Raw genomic sequence first — 15,770 nt, 5'->3', positions numbered from 1 at the left:
AATGAATGGGGCCAGGGGATGGCCATGAAACGACGCGAAAAAGCATGGCCCGGTTCCGTTCCGTTATCGAAATAGCGAAACCGCATGTATTCGTAATTGGCATCCCCGCAGGTCGCGCCGCCCGTTTTTTGTCTTGCGCAACAGCGGTAACAGGCATTATCAAATGCCACTTCTTATCAACCGAATCTTGTTCTGGTTAGATGGATTCATGGATCCTCGCACCCCCTGTCTCATCGGCATCGCACAACGCACCGTCCGCGAGCAGCCCGGCCCGGAACCACTCGATCTGTGGGAGGAGACCGCACGCGCGGCCGCCGAGGACGCCCGGCTTCCCGTCGGGCGGCTGGACTCGATCCAGATCGTCCACACCGACTCGTGGCAGTACGACTCGCCGGTCGGCCGCCTCGCCGAGAGGCTCGGCGCGGCACCACGCCACCGTGCGTACTCCAAGGTCAGCGGTACGGCCCCGCAGGTGCTCATCGGCGAGGCGGCGGCCAGGATCGCGGCGGGCGAGCTCGACTCCGCGCTGGTCGCGGGGGCCGAGGCGCTGGCGACGCGCCGGGCGTACCGGCGGGCGGGCGAGCACGTCCCGTGGAGCCACCCCGCCGTGCCCAAACCTCCGTACGGGTGGGAGCGCCCGCCGCACCCGTACGCGCTGGCCCACGGGCTCTTCCTGCCGGTGCACACCTACGCGATCATGGAGACGGCGCGGCGGGCGGCGTCCGGGCTCGCGATCGAGGAGGAGATGCGCGACAGGGGCCGGATGATGGCGCCGATGACCGAGGTGGCCGCCGCGAACCCGTACGCCTGGCGGCGGACCGCCCGCACTCCTGACGAGCTCGCGAAGGGCGACCGCTTCGTCGGCTGGCCCTACACCAGGGACACGGTGGCCGTGCTGGAGGTGGACCAGGCGGCGGCCGTCATCCTGGCCAGCTCGCGGCTGGCCGACCGGCTCGGGGTGCCGGCCGACCGGCGGGTCTACCTGCGCGGGTGGGCGTACGGGGAGGACACCTGGGAGGTGGCCGCGCGGCCCGAGCTCGGGGCCTCCCGGGCCGTCGCGCGCGTGGCGGAGGCGGCTTTCCGGCGGTCCGGGCTCGGGCTCGACGACATGCACGCGCTCGACCTGTACAGCTGTTTCGCGGTGGCGTTGCGGCAATCGTGCGACGCGATCGGGCTCGATCCCCTGGACCGGCGCGGGCTCACCGTCACCGGCGGGCTGCCGTACGCGGGCGGGCCGGCCAGCGACTACGTCCTGCACTCCACGGCGACCATGGCGGGGCTGCTGCGGGCCCAGTCGGGGCACGGGCTGGTGAGCGGGGTGGGGATGCATCTGACCAAGCACACGTACGCGGTGTGGTCCAGCGAGCCGGGAGGGCGGCTGGGGAGCGCCGCGCCGGTGTTCGTGGCGGAGGAGGTGCCTCTGGTGGGGAGCTGGTCGGGGGAGGCGGTGGTGGCGGGGTACACGGTGGCGCACGGGCGCGACGGCGCCGCCGAGCGCGGGGTGCTGGTGGTGGAGGTGCCGGGTGGGCGGGCTTATGCGGTGGTGGAGGAGGCGGGGCTGCTGGCGGATGCGGAGTCGCGGGAGCTGGTGGGGCAGGTGGTACGGGTGGCTTCTGACGGGAAGGTCAACGTGGCCGCCTGGTGACCTGAAGTGGATGCAAAAGCTGTGACCGCATGACTACTATCTGGAGTTGACATTTTTATGTCAGCAGCGGACGCTGGAGTCATGCGGAGGACAACGGTGCGCATCGACGAGACGCTCCTCAACGAGGCGAAGGCGTACGCGGCACGTAACGGACGCAGTCTCAACTCAGTGATGGAGGACGCCTTGAGGCAACTGCTCAACCGCTCCACGGAGGTGGCCGATCGGCCGCGGGTGGAGCTGATCACCTCTGGCAGCCGGCTCATGCCCGGGATCGAGCTCACACCGGAGTTCATCTACAGCATGATCGAGCAGGACGACATCGAGCGCTACCTGAAGGTGCAGGCCGATGCTGCTCAGTGACATCAACGTCCTCGTCAATGCCTTCCGCAGGGAGGCCCCCGCTCACGTCGCCTGCCACAAGCTGGTCGAGGAGCTGATCAACGGCGACTCCGCCTACGCGGTCACCGACTACGTGATCAACGGGGTCATCCGGGTGCTCAGTGTCGCGGCGCTCCACGACCCCCCTCCGACGATGGAGGAGATCCTCGGGTTCGCCGACCAGGTGCGCAACCAGCCACACGCCGTCGTCCTCAACCCGGGCGAGCGGCACTGGGAGATCTTCACGAGACTCTGCCGTGAGGCGGACGCCCGAAGAAAGCTCATCCCCGATGCCTACCTCGCCGCACTCGCCATCGAGCACGGTTGTGAATTTGTGACCTGCGACAAGGATTTCGCCAGGTTCCAGGGCTTGCGCTGGCGGTCGCCGCTCAACTGAACTGGAGGAAAGGGCGCAGGCCCGCACTACTCGGCTAGGAACGTCGTGGCTGACCGGTTCGACGTCATCGAGGTGGGCGAGCGCGGTCGCCGCCGGTGGGTCGGGCTGGTGGTGGTACTCGCGCTCGTGTTGATCCCTGTCGCCGGCCTGCTCATCAGCCGTGATCCCGAGGCCGCGCCGCCGCCGGCGGGACCGACCTCCGAGCCCATCAGGTCCCTGACCACGATCGACAGTGCCCCCAACGTCCTCACCGTCCGGCCCGCGGTCAAGGGCGGTGAAGAGGTCATGGAGGTGGTGTTCCCGCACGGGTTACGGGCCGAGGTGCGATATCCGGCAGAGCTTGCTCTCGCCGCCATGGGATCGCGGCCCTTCCAGGGCGTCTGGATCGACGGGCAGTATCGGCAGTTGTCCGCCCCGTACAACGGTGAGTTCGAGGTGACCGCGGGCGGCCGGCCGATCAGGAACTACGCACCCAACGTCACCCTCTGGCCCCGCAGGGCGGGCAGCGGCTACTACGGGCAGGTGCTGCTGTTCGAGTTCGGGCCGTGGCGGCTGGCGATGTACGACCGGGGGCAGGGGCTGACGTTCGACCAGCGGCTGGTCCTCGCGCGAGGGCTGAAGGGCAGGCAGACCAAGGACGGCTACCTCGTGCTGTCGGCCAAGGCGCCCGCGCGGCTGGCCAGGCCCGGGGAGACGGCGCAGGGGGAGCCGATGGGGCCGCAGCTCTGGTTCGGCGGCGGCGCGGGGGAGATGGTCGCGCTGGTGCCCACGCCCGGCTGCAGGAAGCAGGCCGGCATGCCGAGCGTGATCAAGGGGCGCGGGCGGCCGGCCGGCTCGGTGTGCAGGGGCGACGTGCTGGTCGCGGTCACGGGGCCACGGCCGTTCATGGAGCGGGCCTTGGAAGGGATCCGGATCACGCTGAAGTAGGGTGCGGCCATGTTCGCCGTAACCGCCACACAGACCGATCCCGACAACCCACTCGCCGGGCTGACGCTCGGCGAGCGTCCGGAGCCGAAGGTCCCGGACGGATGGACGACCGTCTCCGTGCGCGCGGCCGCGCTCAACCACCACGACCTGTGGACGCTCAAAGGCGTCGGCATCAGACAGGACCGGCTGCCGATCGTGCTCGGCTGCGACGCCGCGGGCGTGGACGAGGACGGCAACGAGGTCATCGTGCACTCCGTGATCGGCACGGGCGCCGACGAGACGCTCGATCCCAAGCGCACGCTGCTGTCCGAGGTGCACGACGGCACCTTCGCCGAGCGGGTGGCCGTGCCGCGGCGCAACCTCGTGCCCAAGCCGGCCGGGCTCGGCTTCGAGCACGCCGCCTGCCTGCCCACGGCCTGGCTGACCGCGTACCGGATGCTGTTCGACAAGGCCGGGCTCGAGCCCGGCTCCACCGTGCTGGTGCAGGGCGCGGGCGGCGGCGTCGCCACCGCGCTGATCGCGCTCGGCCGGGCCGGCGGCTACCGGGTCTGGGCGACCAGCCGCTCCGAGGAGAAGCGCGAACGTGCCCTCGAACTCGGCGCCGACCAGGTGTTCGAGCCGGGCGCGCGGCTGCCGGAGCGGGTGGACGCGGTCATGGAGACCGTCGGTCAGGCCACCTGGGACCATTCGCTCAAGTCGCTCAAGCCGGGCGGCCGCATCGTCGTCAGCGGCGCCACCAGCGGCGCGGTCCCGCCCGCCGACCTGAACCGGGTCTTCTTCCTGCAGCTGTCCGTCATCGGCTCCACGATGGGCACGCGGGAGCAGCTCGGCCGGCTGGCGGTCTTCCTGGAGCAGACCGGTGTCCGGCCCGTCGTCGACAGGGTGCTGCCGCTGGCGGAGGCGCGGGACGGGTTCGCGGCCATGGCCGAAGGGGAGATCTTCGGGAAGATCGTCTTTACCGTCTGAATAAGTAAAGGGTTACTTCCCGGCTTTCCGGGTGATACAAGCATGAGTGGGCTTGTCTCACCCGGGAGGCCGTCATGATGGAGGTTCAGCCCTTCGGTCCAGGTTCGATGCACTGGGACACCACCGGCGAATACCGCAATCTGCTCGTCGCCGGGAGCGCGCTGGTCATGCAGACCATGCACCCGGCCGTGGGCGCGGCCGTCGCCGAGCACTCCACGTACAAGGACGACCCGTGGGGCCGGCTCACCCGCACGCTCGTCTCGATCCAGAAATGGGTGTACGGCGGCGCGGACGGCCCGGCGGAGGGCGAGCGGCTCAGGAAGCTGCACCGGCCGATCAGCGGGGTGGACGAGCTCGGCAGGCCCTACCACGCCCTGAACGGCGAGGCATGGGCGTGGGTGCACCTGTCGCTGTTCGAACGCTTCATCGTTCTCAACCGCTATTTCGGCACCCCGTTCACCGTCGAGCAGGAGCGGCGGCTCTACGCCGAGTCGCGGCAGCTCGGCGCGATCCTGCGGGTGCCGGAGCGGGAGATGCCCGCGGACCTGGAGGCGTTCTGGCGGTACTTCGACGCCATGGTGGCCGACCGGCTGGAGGCGCACCCGACGGCGCTCGACGTGCTGTCGGTTCTGCGCGGCACGCCGGCGCCGCCCGGGCTGCCGAGGCCGCTGCGGCGGCTCTGGACACCTGTGGGGGTCGGATCGGGGGAGTTCAACTACTTCGTGACGGTCGGCGCCCTGCCGCCCGCCGTACGGCGGAAGCTGGGCCTGTCGTGGACGGCGAGGGAGGAGCGGCGCTTGCGGCACCTCGGGCATGCGGTGGCCATGCTGACGCCGCGCCTGCCCGAACGCCTGAGGTACATGCCCATCGCCTACCACGCCCGCAAGGCCGCCCGCGGGACGCGCCGCCTGGAACGGCACCTCCGCTCCGCCTGAACGGAGGTCAGCCTTCGAGGATCTCGCGGACGCGGCGGCGGGCCTCGTCGAGCGCCGTCCGCAGCTCCGCCAGCTTCTCCGGCGTCAGCCGGGCCTCGGACGCCTCCTGGCGGGCCTCGGCGATGAAGTCGGCCAGCAGCTCGCCCAGCTCCGCGTCGAGGTCGGCGCGGCTGGTCGGCGAGCCTCCCAGCGTGGCCCAGGCCTCGGACCAGATCCTGCGCCACTCCCTGCTGAGCCGCTCGCCCTCGTCCTGCCAGTGGTAGGCGTGCTCCATCCACTGCCGCTTCTGCTGCTCCTTGAGCCGCCTGAAGTCAGCCTTCTGCTGCTCCTTGAGCCGCTGGGTGTCCTCCCGGGTCCCCGTGCGAACGTCCTTGGCCATCCGCGTGAGCTCCTCGCGCAGCGACTTGACCGTGTCGCGGACGTCCTCCTTGACCTCGCGGGCGATGTCGCGCACGGAGGCGGAGATCTCCTGCTCCAGGTCGTCGAGCTCGTCGAGCCGGGCGTTCAGCTCCTCGCGGCCCTTGTCGGTGATCGAGAACACCTTCTTGCCCTCGACCACCTCGTGCGTCACCAGGCCCTCCTCCTCCAGCCGGGCCAGGCGCGGGTAGATCGTGCCGGGGGAGGGCGAGTAGACCCCGAGGAAGCGGTCCTGGAGCAGCCTGATGACCTCGTAACCGTGACGCGGGCTCTCTTCCAGCAGCTTGAGCAGGTACAGCCGGAGCCGGCCGTGACCGAAGACAGGGCTCATTCCTTCTCCCCCTTGAGCAGCGCGACCTCGCCGGAGACCGTGATCGCCGACAGCGACGCCATGCCGCCGCCCAGCCTGCCCGACATCGACTTCGTGCCGGGGCCGTTCGAGTTGAACAGTTCGTGGAACGTGCTGACCAGCCTGCCGGAGGTGGACCGCACGCTCACGTCCGCCTCCACGTTTTCCGGCAGCCTGACAAGGATGTCACCGGAAACGCTGTTGAGCGTCACGTGGCCGGTCGGCCGCAGCGCCAGATCCGCCGTTATGCGGCCGGAGACGGTGTTCGCCTTGAGCCGGCGCGGGGTGCCGTCGGCCACGGTCAGGTCGCCCGAGACGCTCTTGAACGCCAGGTCGCCGTCCATCGCCCGGCTCTCCACGGGGCCCGAGACGGTCGTCGCGTTCACGTCACCGCTGACGCCGTCGAGCACGATCTCCGCGGACACGCTCCTGACCTGCGTCATCCTCTCGAACCCGGCCACCACGGCGGGCGCGGAGACCACTCCGGCGTTGACGGTGCAGTGCTTGGGGACGGTGATCGTCAGGACCGTCCTGCGCCGGTCGCGCCGCAGCCAGCCGAGGAGGCCGTCCCAGGTGAGGTCCTTGTAGGTGATGGAGAGCTCCTTGGCGTCCTCGTCGTACGTGACCAGCAGCGGGGAGGCCGATTCGATCTCGGACACTTCGACTGTGGGTGGGCCGTCGCTGGCCAGCACGGCCAGGCGGCCGGCGACTATTCGCACGTCGAGCGCGTCCACCTGGCCGAATGTCAGCTGTTCCGGGCCTTCGATCGTCCACTGCTGCATGTTCCCCCGCCCTTCTGGCGTACCCGTCCTCACTACTAACACGATATGTCGCGTTTTCGCGAAACTCAAGATGTATCGCGTTGCGGCCCATAGGTGCCGTGATCCCCGGCCGTACTTCGGCTGACGTCCCTTGGGGATCCGTCCGGGCGAGGGCCACGGGACCGCCTGAGGAAGGGGGGCGATGGACGGCCTGGCCTGGGCTGAGGGCCCTCAAGGGAGAGACGGGCCGGGGCCCTCGGGGCGAGGGGCTGGGGCCGTCGGGGTGAGGGATTGGGGCCGTCGGGGTGGCGGGCGGGGCCCCCTTGCCGCCGTGTCTCGGGAAGGGGGCGCGGTGGGCGGGGTCAGTCGTCCTCGTCGTCGTCGAGCCGTGCCAGCCAGGTGGCCAGCCGCTCGATCGGGATCTCGAACTCCGGGTTGAGGTCGACGAACTCGCGCAGCCGCTCGCCGAGCCAGAGCAGGCTGACCTCCTCCTCGCCCCGCCGCTCGACCAGTTCCTCGATCCCCCGATCGGTGAAGTACATCTTTCTCAAGTCCTCCTGAAACGGCAGTGAGCCCCCAGCCGGGGCCGGGGGCTCACTCTGGTGTTGGATCAGCCGAACAGCTCGTGGAGGATTTCCTCGAGCTCGGTGTCGTGCGAGTTGTGCGAGCCCGTCGCCGGCGAGCTGTTGGGGCGGCGCGAGACGCGCCGCACCGGCCGGCCGGCCAGCGTCTGCGGGTCCTCGGCCAGCTTGAGCGCCAGGTACGGCCACGGCCCCATGTTGACCGGCTCGTCCTGCGCCCAGATCAGCTCCGCCTGCGCCCCGTAGCGGGACAGCTCGGCGGCCAGCTCCTCACCCGGGAACGGGTAGAGGCGCTCCAGCCGGACGATCGCGACGTCGTCGCGGCCCTTCTTGGTGCGCTCCGCCGCCAGGTCGTAGTAGAGCTTGCCGGACGTGAGCACGACCCTGGTGACCTTGGACGCGTCCACGGTCGTGTCGCTCAGGACCGGCTGGAAGGTGCCCGTGGTGAAGTCGGACGCCTTGGACGTGGCCGCCTTGTGGCGCAGCAGCGACTTCGGCGTGAAGACCACCATCGGCTTGTGCCGCTGCGACTCCACCTGCCAGCGCAGGAGGTGGAAGTAGTTGGCCGGGGTCGTGGGCTGCGCGACCGTCATGTTGTCGAGCGCGCAGACCTGCAGGAACCGCTCGATGCGGGCCGAGGAGTGGTCGGGGCCCTGGCCCTCGAAGCCGTGCGGCAGCAGCAGCACGACGGAGGACTTCTGGCCCCACTTCTGCTCGCCCGACGAGATGAACTCGTCGATGATCGTCTGGGCGCCGTTGACGAAGTCGCCGAACTGCGCCTCCCAGGCGACCAGCGCGTCCGGGCGGACGACGCTGTAGCCGTACTCGAAGCCGAGCGCCGCGAACTCGCTGAGCAGCGAGTCGTAGACGTAGAACTTCGTGGTGCCCTCGTTGAAGGTCTTGAGCGGCGTGTGGTCGGCGCCGGTCATCCGGTCCACCAGGACGGCGTGGCGTTGCGTGAACGTGCCGCGGCGCGAGTCCTGGCCGACCAGGCGCACCGGGTGGCCGTCGATCAGCAGCGAGCCGAAGGCGAGCGTCTCGCCCATCGCCCAGTCGATCGTGTCCGTCTCGACCATCTGGCCGCGGCGCTGCAGCACCGGCGCCAGGCGCGGGTGCGGCGTGAAGCCCTCGGGCAGGTTGAGCTGGGTGTCGACGATGCGCTTGAGCGTCTCGTCGCTGATCGCGGTCGGCGTGTCGTCGTGGGACCACTTGACGACCTCGGTCGGCGGCACCCGCATCGCGGCTGCCTCGGCGGGCTTCTTCACCGCCTCGCGGGTCTCGGTGAACGCCTGCTCCAGCTTGGCCTGGTAGTCGCGCAGCGCCTGCTCGGCCTCCTCGACCGTGATGTCGCCCCGGCCGATCAGCGCCTCGGTGTAGAGCTTGCGGGTCGAGCGCTTGGCGTCGATCAGGTCGTACATCAGCGGCTGGGTGAAGGCGGGGTTGTCGCCCTCGTTGTGGCCGCGGCGGCGGTAGCAGATGAGGTCGATGACGACGTCCTTGCGGAACGTCTGGCGGTATTCGTAGGCCAGCTGGCCCACGCGCACCACGGCCTCGGGGTCGTCGCCGTTGACGTGGAAGATCGGGGCCTGGATCATCCGGGCCACGTCGGTCGCGTAGACCGAGGACCTGGAGGAGGCGGGCGAGGTGGTGAAGCCCACCTGGTTGTTGACCACCACGTGCACGGTGCCGCCGGTGCGGTAGCCGCGCAGCTGCGACAGGTTGAGCGTCTCGGCCACGACGCCCTGGCCGGCGAAGGCCGCGTCACCGTGGACGAGGACGGGCAGGACGGTGAAGCCCTCCTCGCCGCGCTCCAGGAGGTCCTGCTTGGCGCGGACGACGCCCTCGAGCACCGGGTCGACCGCCTCCAGGTGGGAGGGGTTGGCGACCACGGAGGAGGTGATGGTCTTGCCGCTCGGCGAGGTGAACGTGCCCGTCGCGCCGAGGTGGTACTTCACGTCACCGGAGCCGTGCGCCGTGCGCGGATCGATGTTGCCCTCGAACTCGCCGAAGATCTGCGCGTACGACTTGCCCACGATGTTGGCCAGCACGTTGAGGCGGCCGCGGTGCGCCATGCCGATGACGACCTCGTCGAGGCCCTCGTCGGCGGCGTCGCTGATCACGGAGTCGAGCAGCGGGATCAGGGACTCGCCGCCCTCCAGGGAGAAGCGCTTCTGGCCGACGAACTTCGTCTGCAGGAACGTCTCGAACGCCTCGGCGGTGTTGAGCCGGGACAGGATGTTGAGCTGCTCGTCGCGCTCGGGCGACTTGTGCGGCTTCTCCACCCGCGCCTGGATCCAGGCCCGCTCCTCGGGGTTCTGGATGTGCATGTACTCGATGCCGACCGTGCGGCAGTAGGAGTCGCGCAGCACGCCGAGGATCTCGCGCAGCTTCATCAGCGGACGGCCGCCGAAACCGCCCGTGGCGAACTCGCGCTCCAGGTCCCACAGCGTCAGCCCGTGGGACTGGATGTCGAGGTCGGGGTGCTTGCGCTGCTTGTACTCGAGCGGGTCGGTCTCGGCCATCAGATGGCCGCGCACGCGGTAGGCGTGGATCAGCTCGATCACGCGGGCGGACTTGGACACGTCGTCGTCGTGGGAGGCCGAGACGTCCTGGACCCAGCGGACCGGCTCGTACGGGATCCGCAGCGCCTCGAAGATCTCGTCGTAGAAGCCGTCCTCGCCCAGCAGCAACCGGTGGATCTGGCGCAGGAAGTCGCCCGACTGGGCGCCCTGGATGATCCGGTGGTCGTAGGTGCTGGTGAGCGTCATGACCTTGGAGACGGCCAGGCGCGACAGCGTGTCGGGCGAGGCGCCCTGGTATTCGGCCGGGTATTCCATCGCGCCGACGCCGATGATCGTGCCCTGACCGGGCATCAGGCGCGGCACGGAGTGCACGGTGCCGATCGTGCCGGGGTTGGTCAGCGAGATCGTGGTGCCGGCGAAGTCGTCGACGCCCAGCTTGCCCGCGCGGGCCTTGCGGACGACGTCTTCGTAGGCCATCCAGAACTGGCGGAAGTCCATCTCCTCGGCGCCCTTGATCGAGGGCACGAGGAGCTGGCGCTCGCCGTTGCTCTTCTGGACGTCGATCGCCAGGCCGAAGCCCACGTGCTCGGGCTTGATCAGCGTCGGCTTGCCGTCGACCTCCGTGTAGGAGTAGTTCATCTCCGGCATGGCCCGCAGGGCCTTGACGATCGCAAAACCGATCAGGTGCGTGAAGGACACCTTTCCGCCGCGACCCCGCTTGAGGTGATTGTTGATCACGATGCGGTTGTCGATCAGCAGCTTGGCCGGGATCGCGCGCACGCTGGTGGCCGTCGGGACCGTCAGCGACAGGTCCATGTTGGCGGCCGTGCGAGCGGCGGCGCCGCGCAGCTTGACCTCCTCGGCGCCCTTGGGCACCGGGGCGGCGGGCTGCTTCGGCTTCTCGGCAGCAGGGGGCGCCTTGGGCGGCGCCTGCGGGGGAGCGGGAGCGGTCACGGTGCCGTTCGCCACCTCCCTGACCGGCGCTGCCCGGCCCGTTCCGGAATCAGGGTTGTAGTCAGCGAAGAAGTTCCACCATGCCTTGTCGACAGACTCGGGATCTTGGAGGTACTTCTGGTACAGCTCGTCGACAAGCCACTCGTTCTGACCAAAGCTTGCCAGCGGGTTTGTCCGCGACGACTCAGACGACACGGCGGAAATCGCCCTCTTCCGCAGATCGGCGTTGATGTTAGAGAACCTGTCCAAGGCTACTCGCCCGGACCGGCAGCGCGCGCCGAAGAGGCTGTGCCGCCTCGAACGATCCTCTCAGGACAGTGCAAAGAGGTCACGCCCCCCTAGTCAATCCGGGTGGTGCCGCAATTATTACTCTTTGGTATCAACGCCACGACGGGAGGTTTATTTCCCGCCGGACACCAATCTGCTAGCAATCCGCACCTCTGGTGACAACTCGGACAGCAGGTCGGCCAGTTCCTCGCCCGCCTCCTTGAGCTCCTCCAGCGACATCGGCTCGAGGCGTTCGAGAAGGAAGATCGCGTTGGTGGTCTCCTCGGTGAGCCGGGTGCGCACGACCTGACGCCAGTTCCACCTGCGGCAGGTGACGCCGACGTCGTCGCGCCAGACCACCTCGCCCGGCTCGGGCGTGCCGAGCGCCTCCTCCGAAGCCTCGTCGCCGGTCGCCCGCACCAGCCGGGCCGGGCCCACGTAGTGGTCGAGGTCCTCGCCGCCGATCGGCAGCGCGTGCTTCACGCTGATCGAGTTGTACGCGTCCACGGCCCGGTTGATCTCCGGCAGCGGCATCCTGCGGGTCAGGGCGTCGACCGAGGGCCTCGTCCGCTGCGGTTTGGCGCCGAACGCCCGATAGGCGTCCTTCCAGGCGTCGATCTTGTCCGCCTGCACCTCGCACTCGGAGGCCGCCGCCAGCCATGCCCGGGACCGGTCGTCCGTGGGCCCGTTGCCCAGGCCGTGCGCGGTCATGACCAGCACCGCGAAGTCGGGGCGCAGCGCGAAGACGGAGTCGTCCACCCAGATGTCGTCAAGCATCCCCACAGTCTAGGAGCGGCCCAGACCGCAAAAATCCCTTTGCAAAATTAGCTTTGCGGTCTAGCGTGGGACGCATGAAGGAGCAGTACAGGATCAGCGACCCGCGGGTGCTCAAGGCGGTCTCCCACCCGCTGCGCGTGCGCCTGCTCGGCCTGCTGCGTTCCGACGGCCCCGCGACCGCGAGCGAGCTGGGGCGCAAGGTCGGCGAGAGCTCGGGCTCCACCAGCTACCACCTGCGGGAGCTGTTCAAGTACGGCCTCATCGAGGAGGACGACGACCGGCGCGACGGGCGCGAGCGGCGCTGGCGGGCCGCCCACCACTACACCTCGTGGGACGCCGGCGAGATGTCCGCCACGGCCGAGGGCCGCGAGGCGGTCCGGATCATGCACCTGCGGCAGGCCGAGTTCGTCGGGCGGGTGCTGGAGGAGTTCGACCTCGGCGGCTGGTCGCGCGAGTGGGTCGACACGGCGGGGATGAGCGACCACATCGTCTCGCTGCCGCCCGCCGGGGTGCGCGAGTTCAACGACAAGGTCGAGGGGCTGCTGCGAGACCTCGTCGCCAAGTACGCCGGCGATCCCGAGGCCAGGCAGGTCAGCGCCTGGCACGGCGCCGTGCCGCGATCGCAGGAGGAGAAGCCGTGACCGCACGCTCGGCCTTACGCCGCTACATGCTCGTCAGCTTCCTGACCTGGCTGCCCGTGGGCCTGATGGTGGCCACCATGGTGCTGCTCATGACCGCGCGGGGGCTCAGCCTGGCGGAGGTGGGGCTGGTGGTGACGGTGTTCTCGGTCGTCACCGCCACCCTGGAACTGCCGACCGGCGGCCTGGCCGACGTCCTCGGGCGGCGCGTGGTCCTGGCCGTCTCAGCCGCGTTCACCGTGGCCGCGCTCGCGCTGATCGCCGTCTCCACCACGTTCTGGATGTTCCTGATCAGCGGCGTGCTCAAGGGCGTGGCCAGGGCGTTGTCCAGCGGCCCGGCCACGTCCTGGTACGTCGACACGCTCCACGGGATCGAGGGCCGGGACGCCGACCTCAGGCCCGGGCTGGCCAGGGGTGGCGCGATGGAGTCGGTGGCGCTGTGCGTGGGCGTGCTGGCGGGTGGCGGCCTGCCGCTCCTGGCGCCGGCGCAGGTGATCTTCCCGCTGGCCGCGCCGCCGCTGGTGGGCGCGACGGCGGCGGCCGTGCTGCTGGTCGTGGTGTTGATCGCGATGCCGGAGCCGGCGCACGCCCGCAGGTCGCTGCCCGGCGTCCTGCGCGAGGTCCCGGGCACGGTCGGGGCGGGCCTCCGGCTGGCGGCGGGCGCGCCCGTGCTGCGCCGCATGACGGCCGCCGCGGCGGCCTCCGGCGTGGTCCTGTGCAGCATCGAGCTGCTCACCCCCGGGCGGCTGGCCGAGCTGGCCGGCACGGCCGAGCGGGGCAGCCTGGCCTACGCCGTGGTCTCGGCGCTCGGGTTCGCGAGCAGCGCGGCGGGCAGCGCGCTCGCACCCCGGGTGGCCCGGCTGGCCGGTGGATCGGCGCGTGGATCGGCGCGTGGATCGGCTGGGGGCGCGATCGCCGGCACCGTGCTGGCCGCGCTGTCCGTCGGGGCGCTCGCCGCGACGGCGGGGCTCGGCGGCCCGGCGGGGCTGGTGAGCGCCGGGCTGGCGTACATGACGCTCTTCGTGGGGCTCTCGGTGGCGGGACTGCTCTGCCTGGAGATGACCCACAACGCGGTCAGCTCGGCCGAGCGCACCACCGTCACCTCGACGAGCTCGCTGTCCCTGCAGACGGGCGGGGTCGTGGCCAACCTGACGCTCGGCGCGCTGGCCGGGCAGGCGGGGACGGGCGTCGCGTGGGCCGGCGCCGCGCTGGTGGTGCTGGCCTCGGCCCTGCTGTTCGTACGGATGCCCGCGCCTACAGGCTCCAGTCGATCTGCGGCCCCACGGGCACGATCCCACTCGGGTTGATGTTGGTCTGGGTGATGTAGTAGTGACGCTTGATCTGGTCGAAGTCGGTGGTCTCGCGGAAGGCCGGGATCGCGTGCAGGCGCCGTGCGTACGCCCACAGCGCCGGATAGTCGATCAGCCGCCGGACCGAGCACTTGAAGTGCGCGTAATAGACGGCGTCGAACCTGGCGAGGGTCGTGTACAGGCGCACGTCGCTGTCGGTGAGCACGTCGAAGAGGTGTTCCGACTCGGCCAGGCGCACCTCCAGGAAGTCGAGCGTGCTGAAGACCCGGGCCACGGCCTCCTCGTACACCTGCTGGTCACGGGAGAAGCCCGCCTCGTAGACCGCGTTGTTGAGGCCGTGGTAGAGGCGGTCGTTCATGATGTCGATGTCGGGGCGAAGGCGTTCCGGATAGAGGTCGGGGGAGGTTCCCCATGACATTTCCAGATCGAGGGTGATCTGCGGGAAGTCGTTGGTGACGATCCGCTTGTCCTTGGCGTCCCAGATGCATGGCACGGTGTAGCGGCCCGTGTAGTCCGGGTCGGTGGCGTGGTAGAGCTCCGACAGATACTCGGGATCGCCGTCCGGGACGCGCCAGCCCTTCTCGTCGCGGATGGGGTCGACGATCGTGACGTCCAGCACGTCCTCCAGGCCGAGCAGCGCCCGGACGATCAGCACGCGCTGCGCCCATGGGCAGGCGTAGGAGGCGTAGAGGCGGTAGCGGCCCGGCTCGGGAGGGCCGAGGCGGTCGGTGAAGCGATTCGGCTGCCGGACGAAGCGGCCATCTTCGGAGAGCTCGCGGCGCAGCTTCATGACCCCAGTAGAGCATGATTCGGACACAGAACTATATTCGGCATGTGTCGAAATTTGTGGTGACTCCCGCGAGCCTGGCGCAGCGGGAGGCGTGGGTGGGCGGGGCGATCCCCGAGGTCGAGCGGGTGCGTCCGGGGCTGTGGTCGGTCCCGGTGCCGATTCCCGTCAACCCCCTGCGGTACGTGCTGGTCTATGTCCTCGAACTGCCCGACGGCGTGGTGATCGTCGATGCCGGGTGGAACACCGACGAGGCGTACGACGCGCTCGTCGCGGGTCTCGGCGTGGCCGGGTACGCGATCACCGACGTCAAGGGCGTGCTCGTCACCCACATCCACCCCGACCACTACGGCCTGGCCGGGCGCATCCGCGAGATGTCGGGCGCCTGGATCGCCCTGCACCCGGCCGACGCACGCCTGATCCGCGAACGCTACGACGACGAGGTCATCGACTCCCTCGTCGAGCGGGAACGCGCGCTGCTGGCCCGCTGCGGCGTGCCGCCGCTGACGCTGGACGAGCTGGCCGGCGCGTCCATGATGATCAGGCACGTGGTCTCGATGGCCAAGCCCGATCGGCTGGTCGAGGACGGCGACGAGCTCGGCCTGCCCGGCTGGGACCTGCGGGCGATCTGGACCCCCGGCCACTCGCCCGGCCACCTGTGCTTCGTCTCGCCCTCGCGCCGGCTGCTGTTCTCCGGCGACCACGTGCTGGCGAAGATCACGCCCATCGTGGCCGTCCATCCCCAGTCGAGCCCGAACCCGCTGGCCGACTACCTCGACGCGCTGGCCGCCGTGCGCAAGCTGGACGTGGAGGAGGTGCTGCCGGCCCACGAGTACCGGTTCCTGGAACTGGCCGAGCGGGTGGACTACGTGATGGCCCACCACGACGCGCGGCTGGCGGAGATCGAACAGGTCGTCGGTTCCCTGGACGGCGTCACCTGCTGGGACGTGGCCACCCGCCTGACGTGGTCGCGGCCGTGGGAGACGATCCCGCCGTTCATGCGGCGCTCGGCCAACAACGAGACGCTGGCCCACCTGGCGTGGCTGGCGGCCAAGGGGAGGGTGCGCAGGGAAGCCGGCGAACCCGACCTGTGGCGCCTGCCCTGACGCGGTCTATCGTAGCTCGTAACAGAATGTTGTTCTCCTGCGTGGGAGGTTCG

General features: G+C 69.9%; 15 protein-coding genes. 9 read left to right on the top strand and 6 right to left on the bottom strand.

Features of this window, described 5'->3' with window-relative positions:
* Positions 1–208: 208 nt before the first annotated feature.
* The 6 genes from ACFKCF_RS51810 (at position 209) to ACFKCF_RS51785 (ending at position 5,248) form a co-directional block, all read left to right on the top strand.
* Entirely contained in the window at positions 209–1,645 is a 1,437-nt protein-coding gene (locus ACFKCF_RS51810; protein ID WP_394503525.1) for an acetyl-CoA synthetase, read from the top strand.
* Between the two features lie 96 nt (positions 1,646–1,741).
* Complete coding sequence (locus tag ACFKCF_RS51805; RefSeq protein WP_394503523.1) at positions 1,742–2,005, top strand: hypothetical protein; 264 nt, start codon at positions 1,742–1,744, stop codon at positions 2,003–2,005.
* On the top strand, positions 1,992–2,420 hold the full coding sequence (locus ACFKCF_RS51800) for a type II toxin-antitoxin system VapC family toxin (RefSeq protein WP_394503521.1): 429 nt from the start codon (positions 1,992–1,994) through the stop codon (positions 2,418–2,420). Before ACFKCF_RS51805 ends, ACFKCF_RS51800 begins: the two co-directional genes overlap by 14 nt.
* A gap of 45 nt (positions 2,421–2,465) precedes the next feature.
* Positions 2,466–3,347, top strand: coding sequence for a hypothetical protein (locus ACFKCF_RS51795; RefSeq protein ID WP_394503519.1), 882 nt, complete (start codon positions 2,466–2,468; stop codon positions 3,345–3,347).
* Positions 3,348–3,356: 9 nt separating this feature from the next.
* Positions 3,357–4,313, top strand: a complete 957-nt coding sequence (locus ACFKCF_RS51790) for a zinc-binding dehydrogenase (RefSeq protein ID WP_394503517.1) — start codon at positions 3,357–3,359, stop codon at positions 4,311–4,313.
* A 74-nt stretch (positions 4,314–4,387) separates the two neighbouring features.
* A complete protein-coding gene (locus ACFKCF_RS51785) occupies positions 4,388–5,248 on the top strand; it encodes an oxygenase MpaB family protein (protein WP_394503515.1) in 861 nt (286 codons plus the stop codon).
* 7 nt (positions 5,249–5,255) lie between these two features.
* On the opposite strand, the gene ACFKCF_RS51780 is transcribed toward ACFKCF_RS51785, so the two are convergent.
* The 5 genes from ACFKCF_RS51780 to ACFKCF_RS51760 all read right to left on the bottom strand — a co-directional run bounded on the left by ACFKCF_RS51780 (position 5,256) and on the right by ACFKCF_RS51760 (position 11,876).
* On the bottom strand, positions 5,256–5,996 hold the full coding sequence (locus tag ACFKCF_RS51780) for a helix-turn-helix transcriptional regulator (protein ID WP_394503514.1): 741 nt from the start codon (positions 5,994–5,996) through the stop codon (positions 5,256–5,258).
* Positions 5,993–6,829, bottom strand: a complete 837-nt coding sequence (locus ACFKCF_RS51775) for a DUF4097 family beta strand repeat-containing protein (protein ID WP_394503512.1) — start codon at positions 6,827–6,829, stop codon at positions 5,993–5,995. Before ACFKCF_RS51775 ends, ACFKCF_RS51780 begins: the two co-directional genes overlap by 4 nt.
* A gap of 308 nt (positions 6,830–7,137) precedes the next feature.
* Positions 7,138–7,317, bottom strand: coding sequence for a DUF6104 family protein (locus ACFKCF_RS51770; protein ID WP_192793777.1), 180 nt, complete (start codon positions 7,315–7,317; stop codon positions 7,138–7,140).
* 68 nt (positions 7,318–7,385) lie between these two features.
* Positions 7,386–11,027 carry a multifunctional oxoglutarate decarboxylase/oxoglutarate dehydrogenase thiamine pyrophosphate-binding subunit/dihydrolipoyllysine-residue succinyltransferase subunit gene (locus ACFKCF_RS51765; protein WP_394503510.1) on the bottom strand — a complete coding sequence of 1,214 codons (3,642 nt, stop codon included), beginning with the start codon at positions 11,025–11,027 and terminating at the stop codon, positions 7,386–7,388.
* 204 nt (positions 11,028–11,231) lie between these two features.
* Positions 11,232–11,876, bottom strand: coding sequence for a B3/4 domain-containing protein (locus tag ACFKCF_RS51760; RefSeq protein ID WP_394503508.1), 645 nt, complete (start codon positions 11,874–11,876; stop codon positions 11,232–11,234).
* A 74-nt stretch (positions 11,877–11,950) separates the two neighbouring features.
* Between ACFKCF_RS51760 and ACFKCF_RS51755 the strand changes: the two genes are divergently transcribed.
* Both ACFKCF_RS51755 and ACFKCF_RS51750 read left to right on the top strand, forming a co-directional pair.
* Positions 11,951–12,517, top strand: coding sequence for a winged helix-turn-helix domain-containing protein (locus ACFKCF_RS51755; protein WP_394503506.1), 567 nt, complete (start codon positions 11,951–11,953; stop codon positions 12,515–12,517).
* The gene (locus ACFKCF_RS51750) at positions 12,514–13,821 is read left to right on the top strand and encodes an MFS transporter (RefSeq protein ID WP_394503504.1); all 1,308 of its coding nucleotides are present in this window, start codon (positions 12,514–12,516) and stop codon (positions 13,819–13,821) included. Before ACFKCF_RS51755 ends, ACFKCF_RS51750 begins: the two co-directional genes overlap by 4 nt.
* On the opposite strand, the gene ACFKCF_RS51745 is transcribed toward ACFKCF_RS51750, so the two are convergent.
* Complete coding sequence (locus ACFKCF_RS51745; RefSeq protein ID WP_394503502.1) at positions 13,769–14,614, bottom strand: glutathione S-transferase family protein; 846 nt, start codon at positions 14,612–14,614, stop codon at positions 13,769–13,771. The genes ACFKCF_RS51750 and ACFKCF_RS51745 overlap by 53 nt on opposite strands.
* 44 nt (positions 14,615–14,658) lie before the next feature.
* Between ACFKCF_RS51745 and ACFKCF_RS51740 the strand changes: the two genes are divergently transcribed.
* A complete protein-coding gene (locus ACFKCF_RS51740) occupies positions 14,659–15,717 on the top strand; it encodes an MBL fold metallo-hydrolase (RefSeq protein ID WP_394503500.1) in 1,059 nt (352 codons plus the stop codon).
* The last annotated feature ends 53 nt before the right edge of the window (positions 15,718–15,770 follow it).

The sequence above is a fragment of the Nonomuraea sp. JJY05 genome, assembly GCF_043496855.1.
In the GTDB taxonomy this organism is placed as follows: Bacteria; Actinomycetota; Actinomycetes; order Streptosporangiales; family Streptosporangiaceae; genus Nonomuraea.
The sequence above is the reverse complement of the archived record's forward strand: the minus strand, read 5'-3'. Positions and strand labels throughout refer to the sequence as shown.

Excerpts from the sequence above, each read along its gene's own strand:
- ACFKCF_RS51810 (WP_394503525.1), top strand. The coding sequence starts at position 209 with ATGGATCCTCGCACCCCCTGTCTCATCGGCATCGCACAACGCACCGTC.
- ACFKCF_RS51800 (WP_394503521.1), top strand. The coding sequence starts at position 1,992 with ATGCTGCTCAGTGACATCAACGTCCTCGTCAATGCCTTCCGCAGGGAG.
- ACFKCF_RS51790 (WP_394503517.1), top strand. The coding sequence starts at position 3,357 with ATGTTCGCCGTAACCGCCACACAGACCGATCCCGACAACCCACTCGCC.
- ACFKCF_RS51785 (WP_394503515.1), top strand. The coding sequence starts at position 4,388 with ATGATGGAGGTTCAGCCCTTCGGTCCAGGTTCGATGCACTGGGACACC.
- ACFKCF_RS51780 (WP_394503514.1), bottom strand. The coding sequence starts at position 5,996 with ATGAGCCCTGTCTTCGGTCACGGCCGGCTCCGGCTGTACCTGCTCAAG.
- ACFKCF_RS51770 (WP_192793777.1), bottom strand. The coding sequence starts at position 7,317 with ATGTACTTCACCGATCGGGGGATCGAGGAACTGGTCGAGCGGCGGGGC.
- ACFKCF_RS51760 (WP_394503508.1), bottom strand. The coding sequence starts at position 11,876 with ATGCTTGACGACATCTGGGTGGACGACTCCGTCTTCGCGCTGCGCCCC.
- ACFKCF_RS51755 (WP_394503506.1), top strand. The coding sequence starts at position 11,951 with ATGAAGGAGCAGTACAGGATCAGCGACCCGCGGGTGCTCAAGGCGGTC.
- ACFKCF_RS51745 (WP_394503502.1), bottom strand. The coding sequence starts at position 14,614 with ATGAAGCTGCGCCGCGAGCTCTCCGAAGATGGCCGCTTCGTCCGGCAG.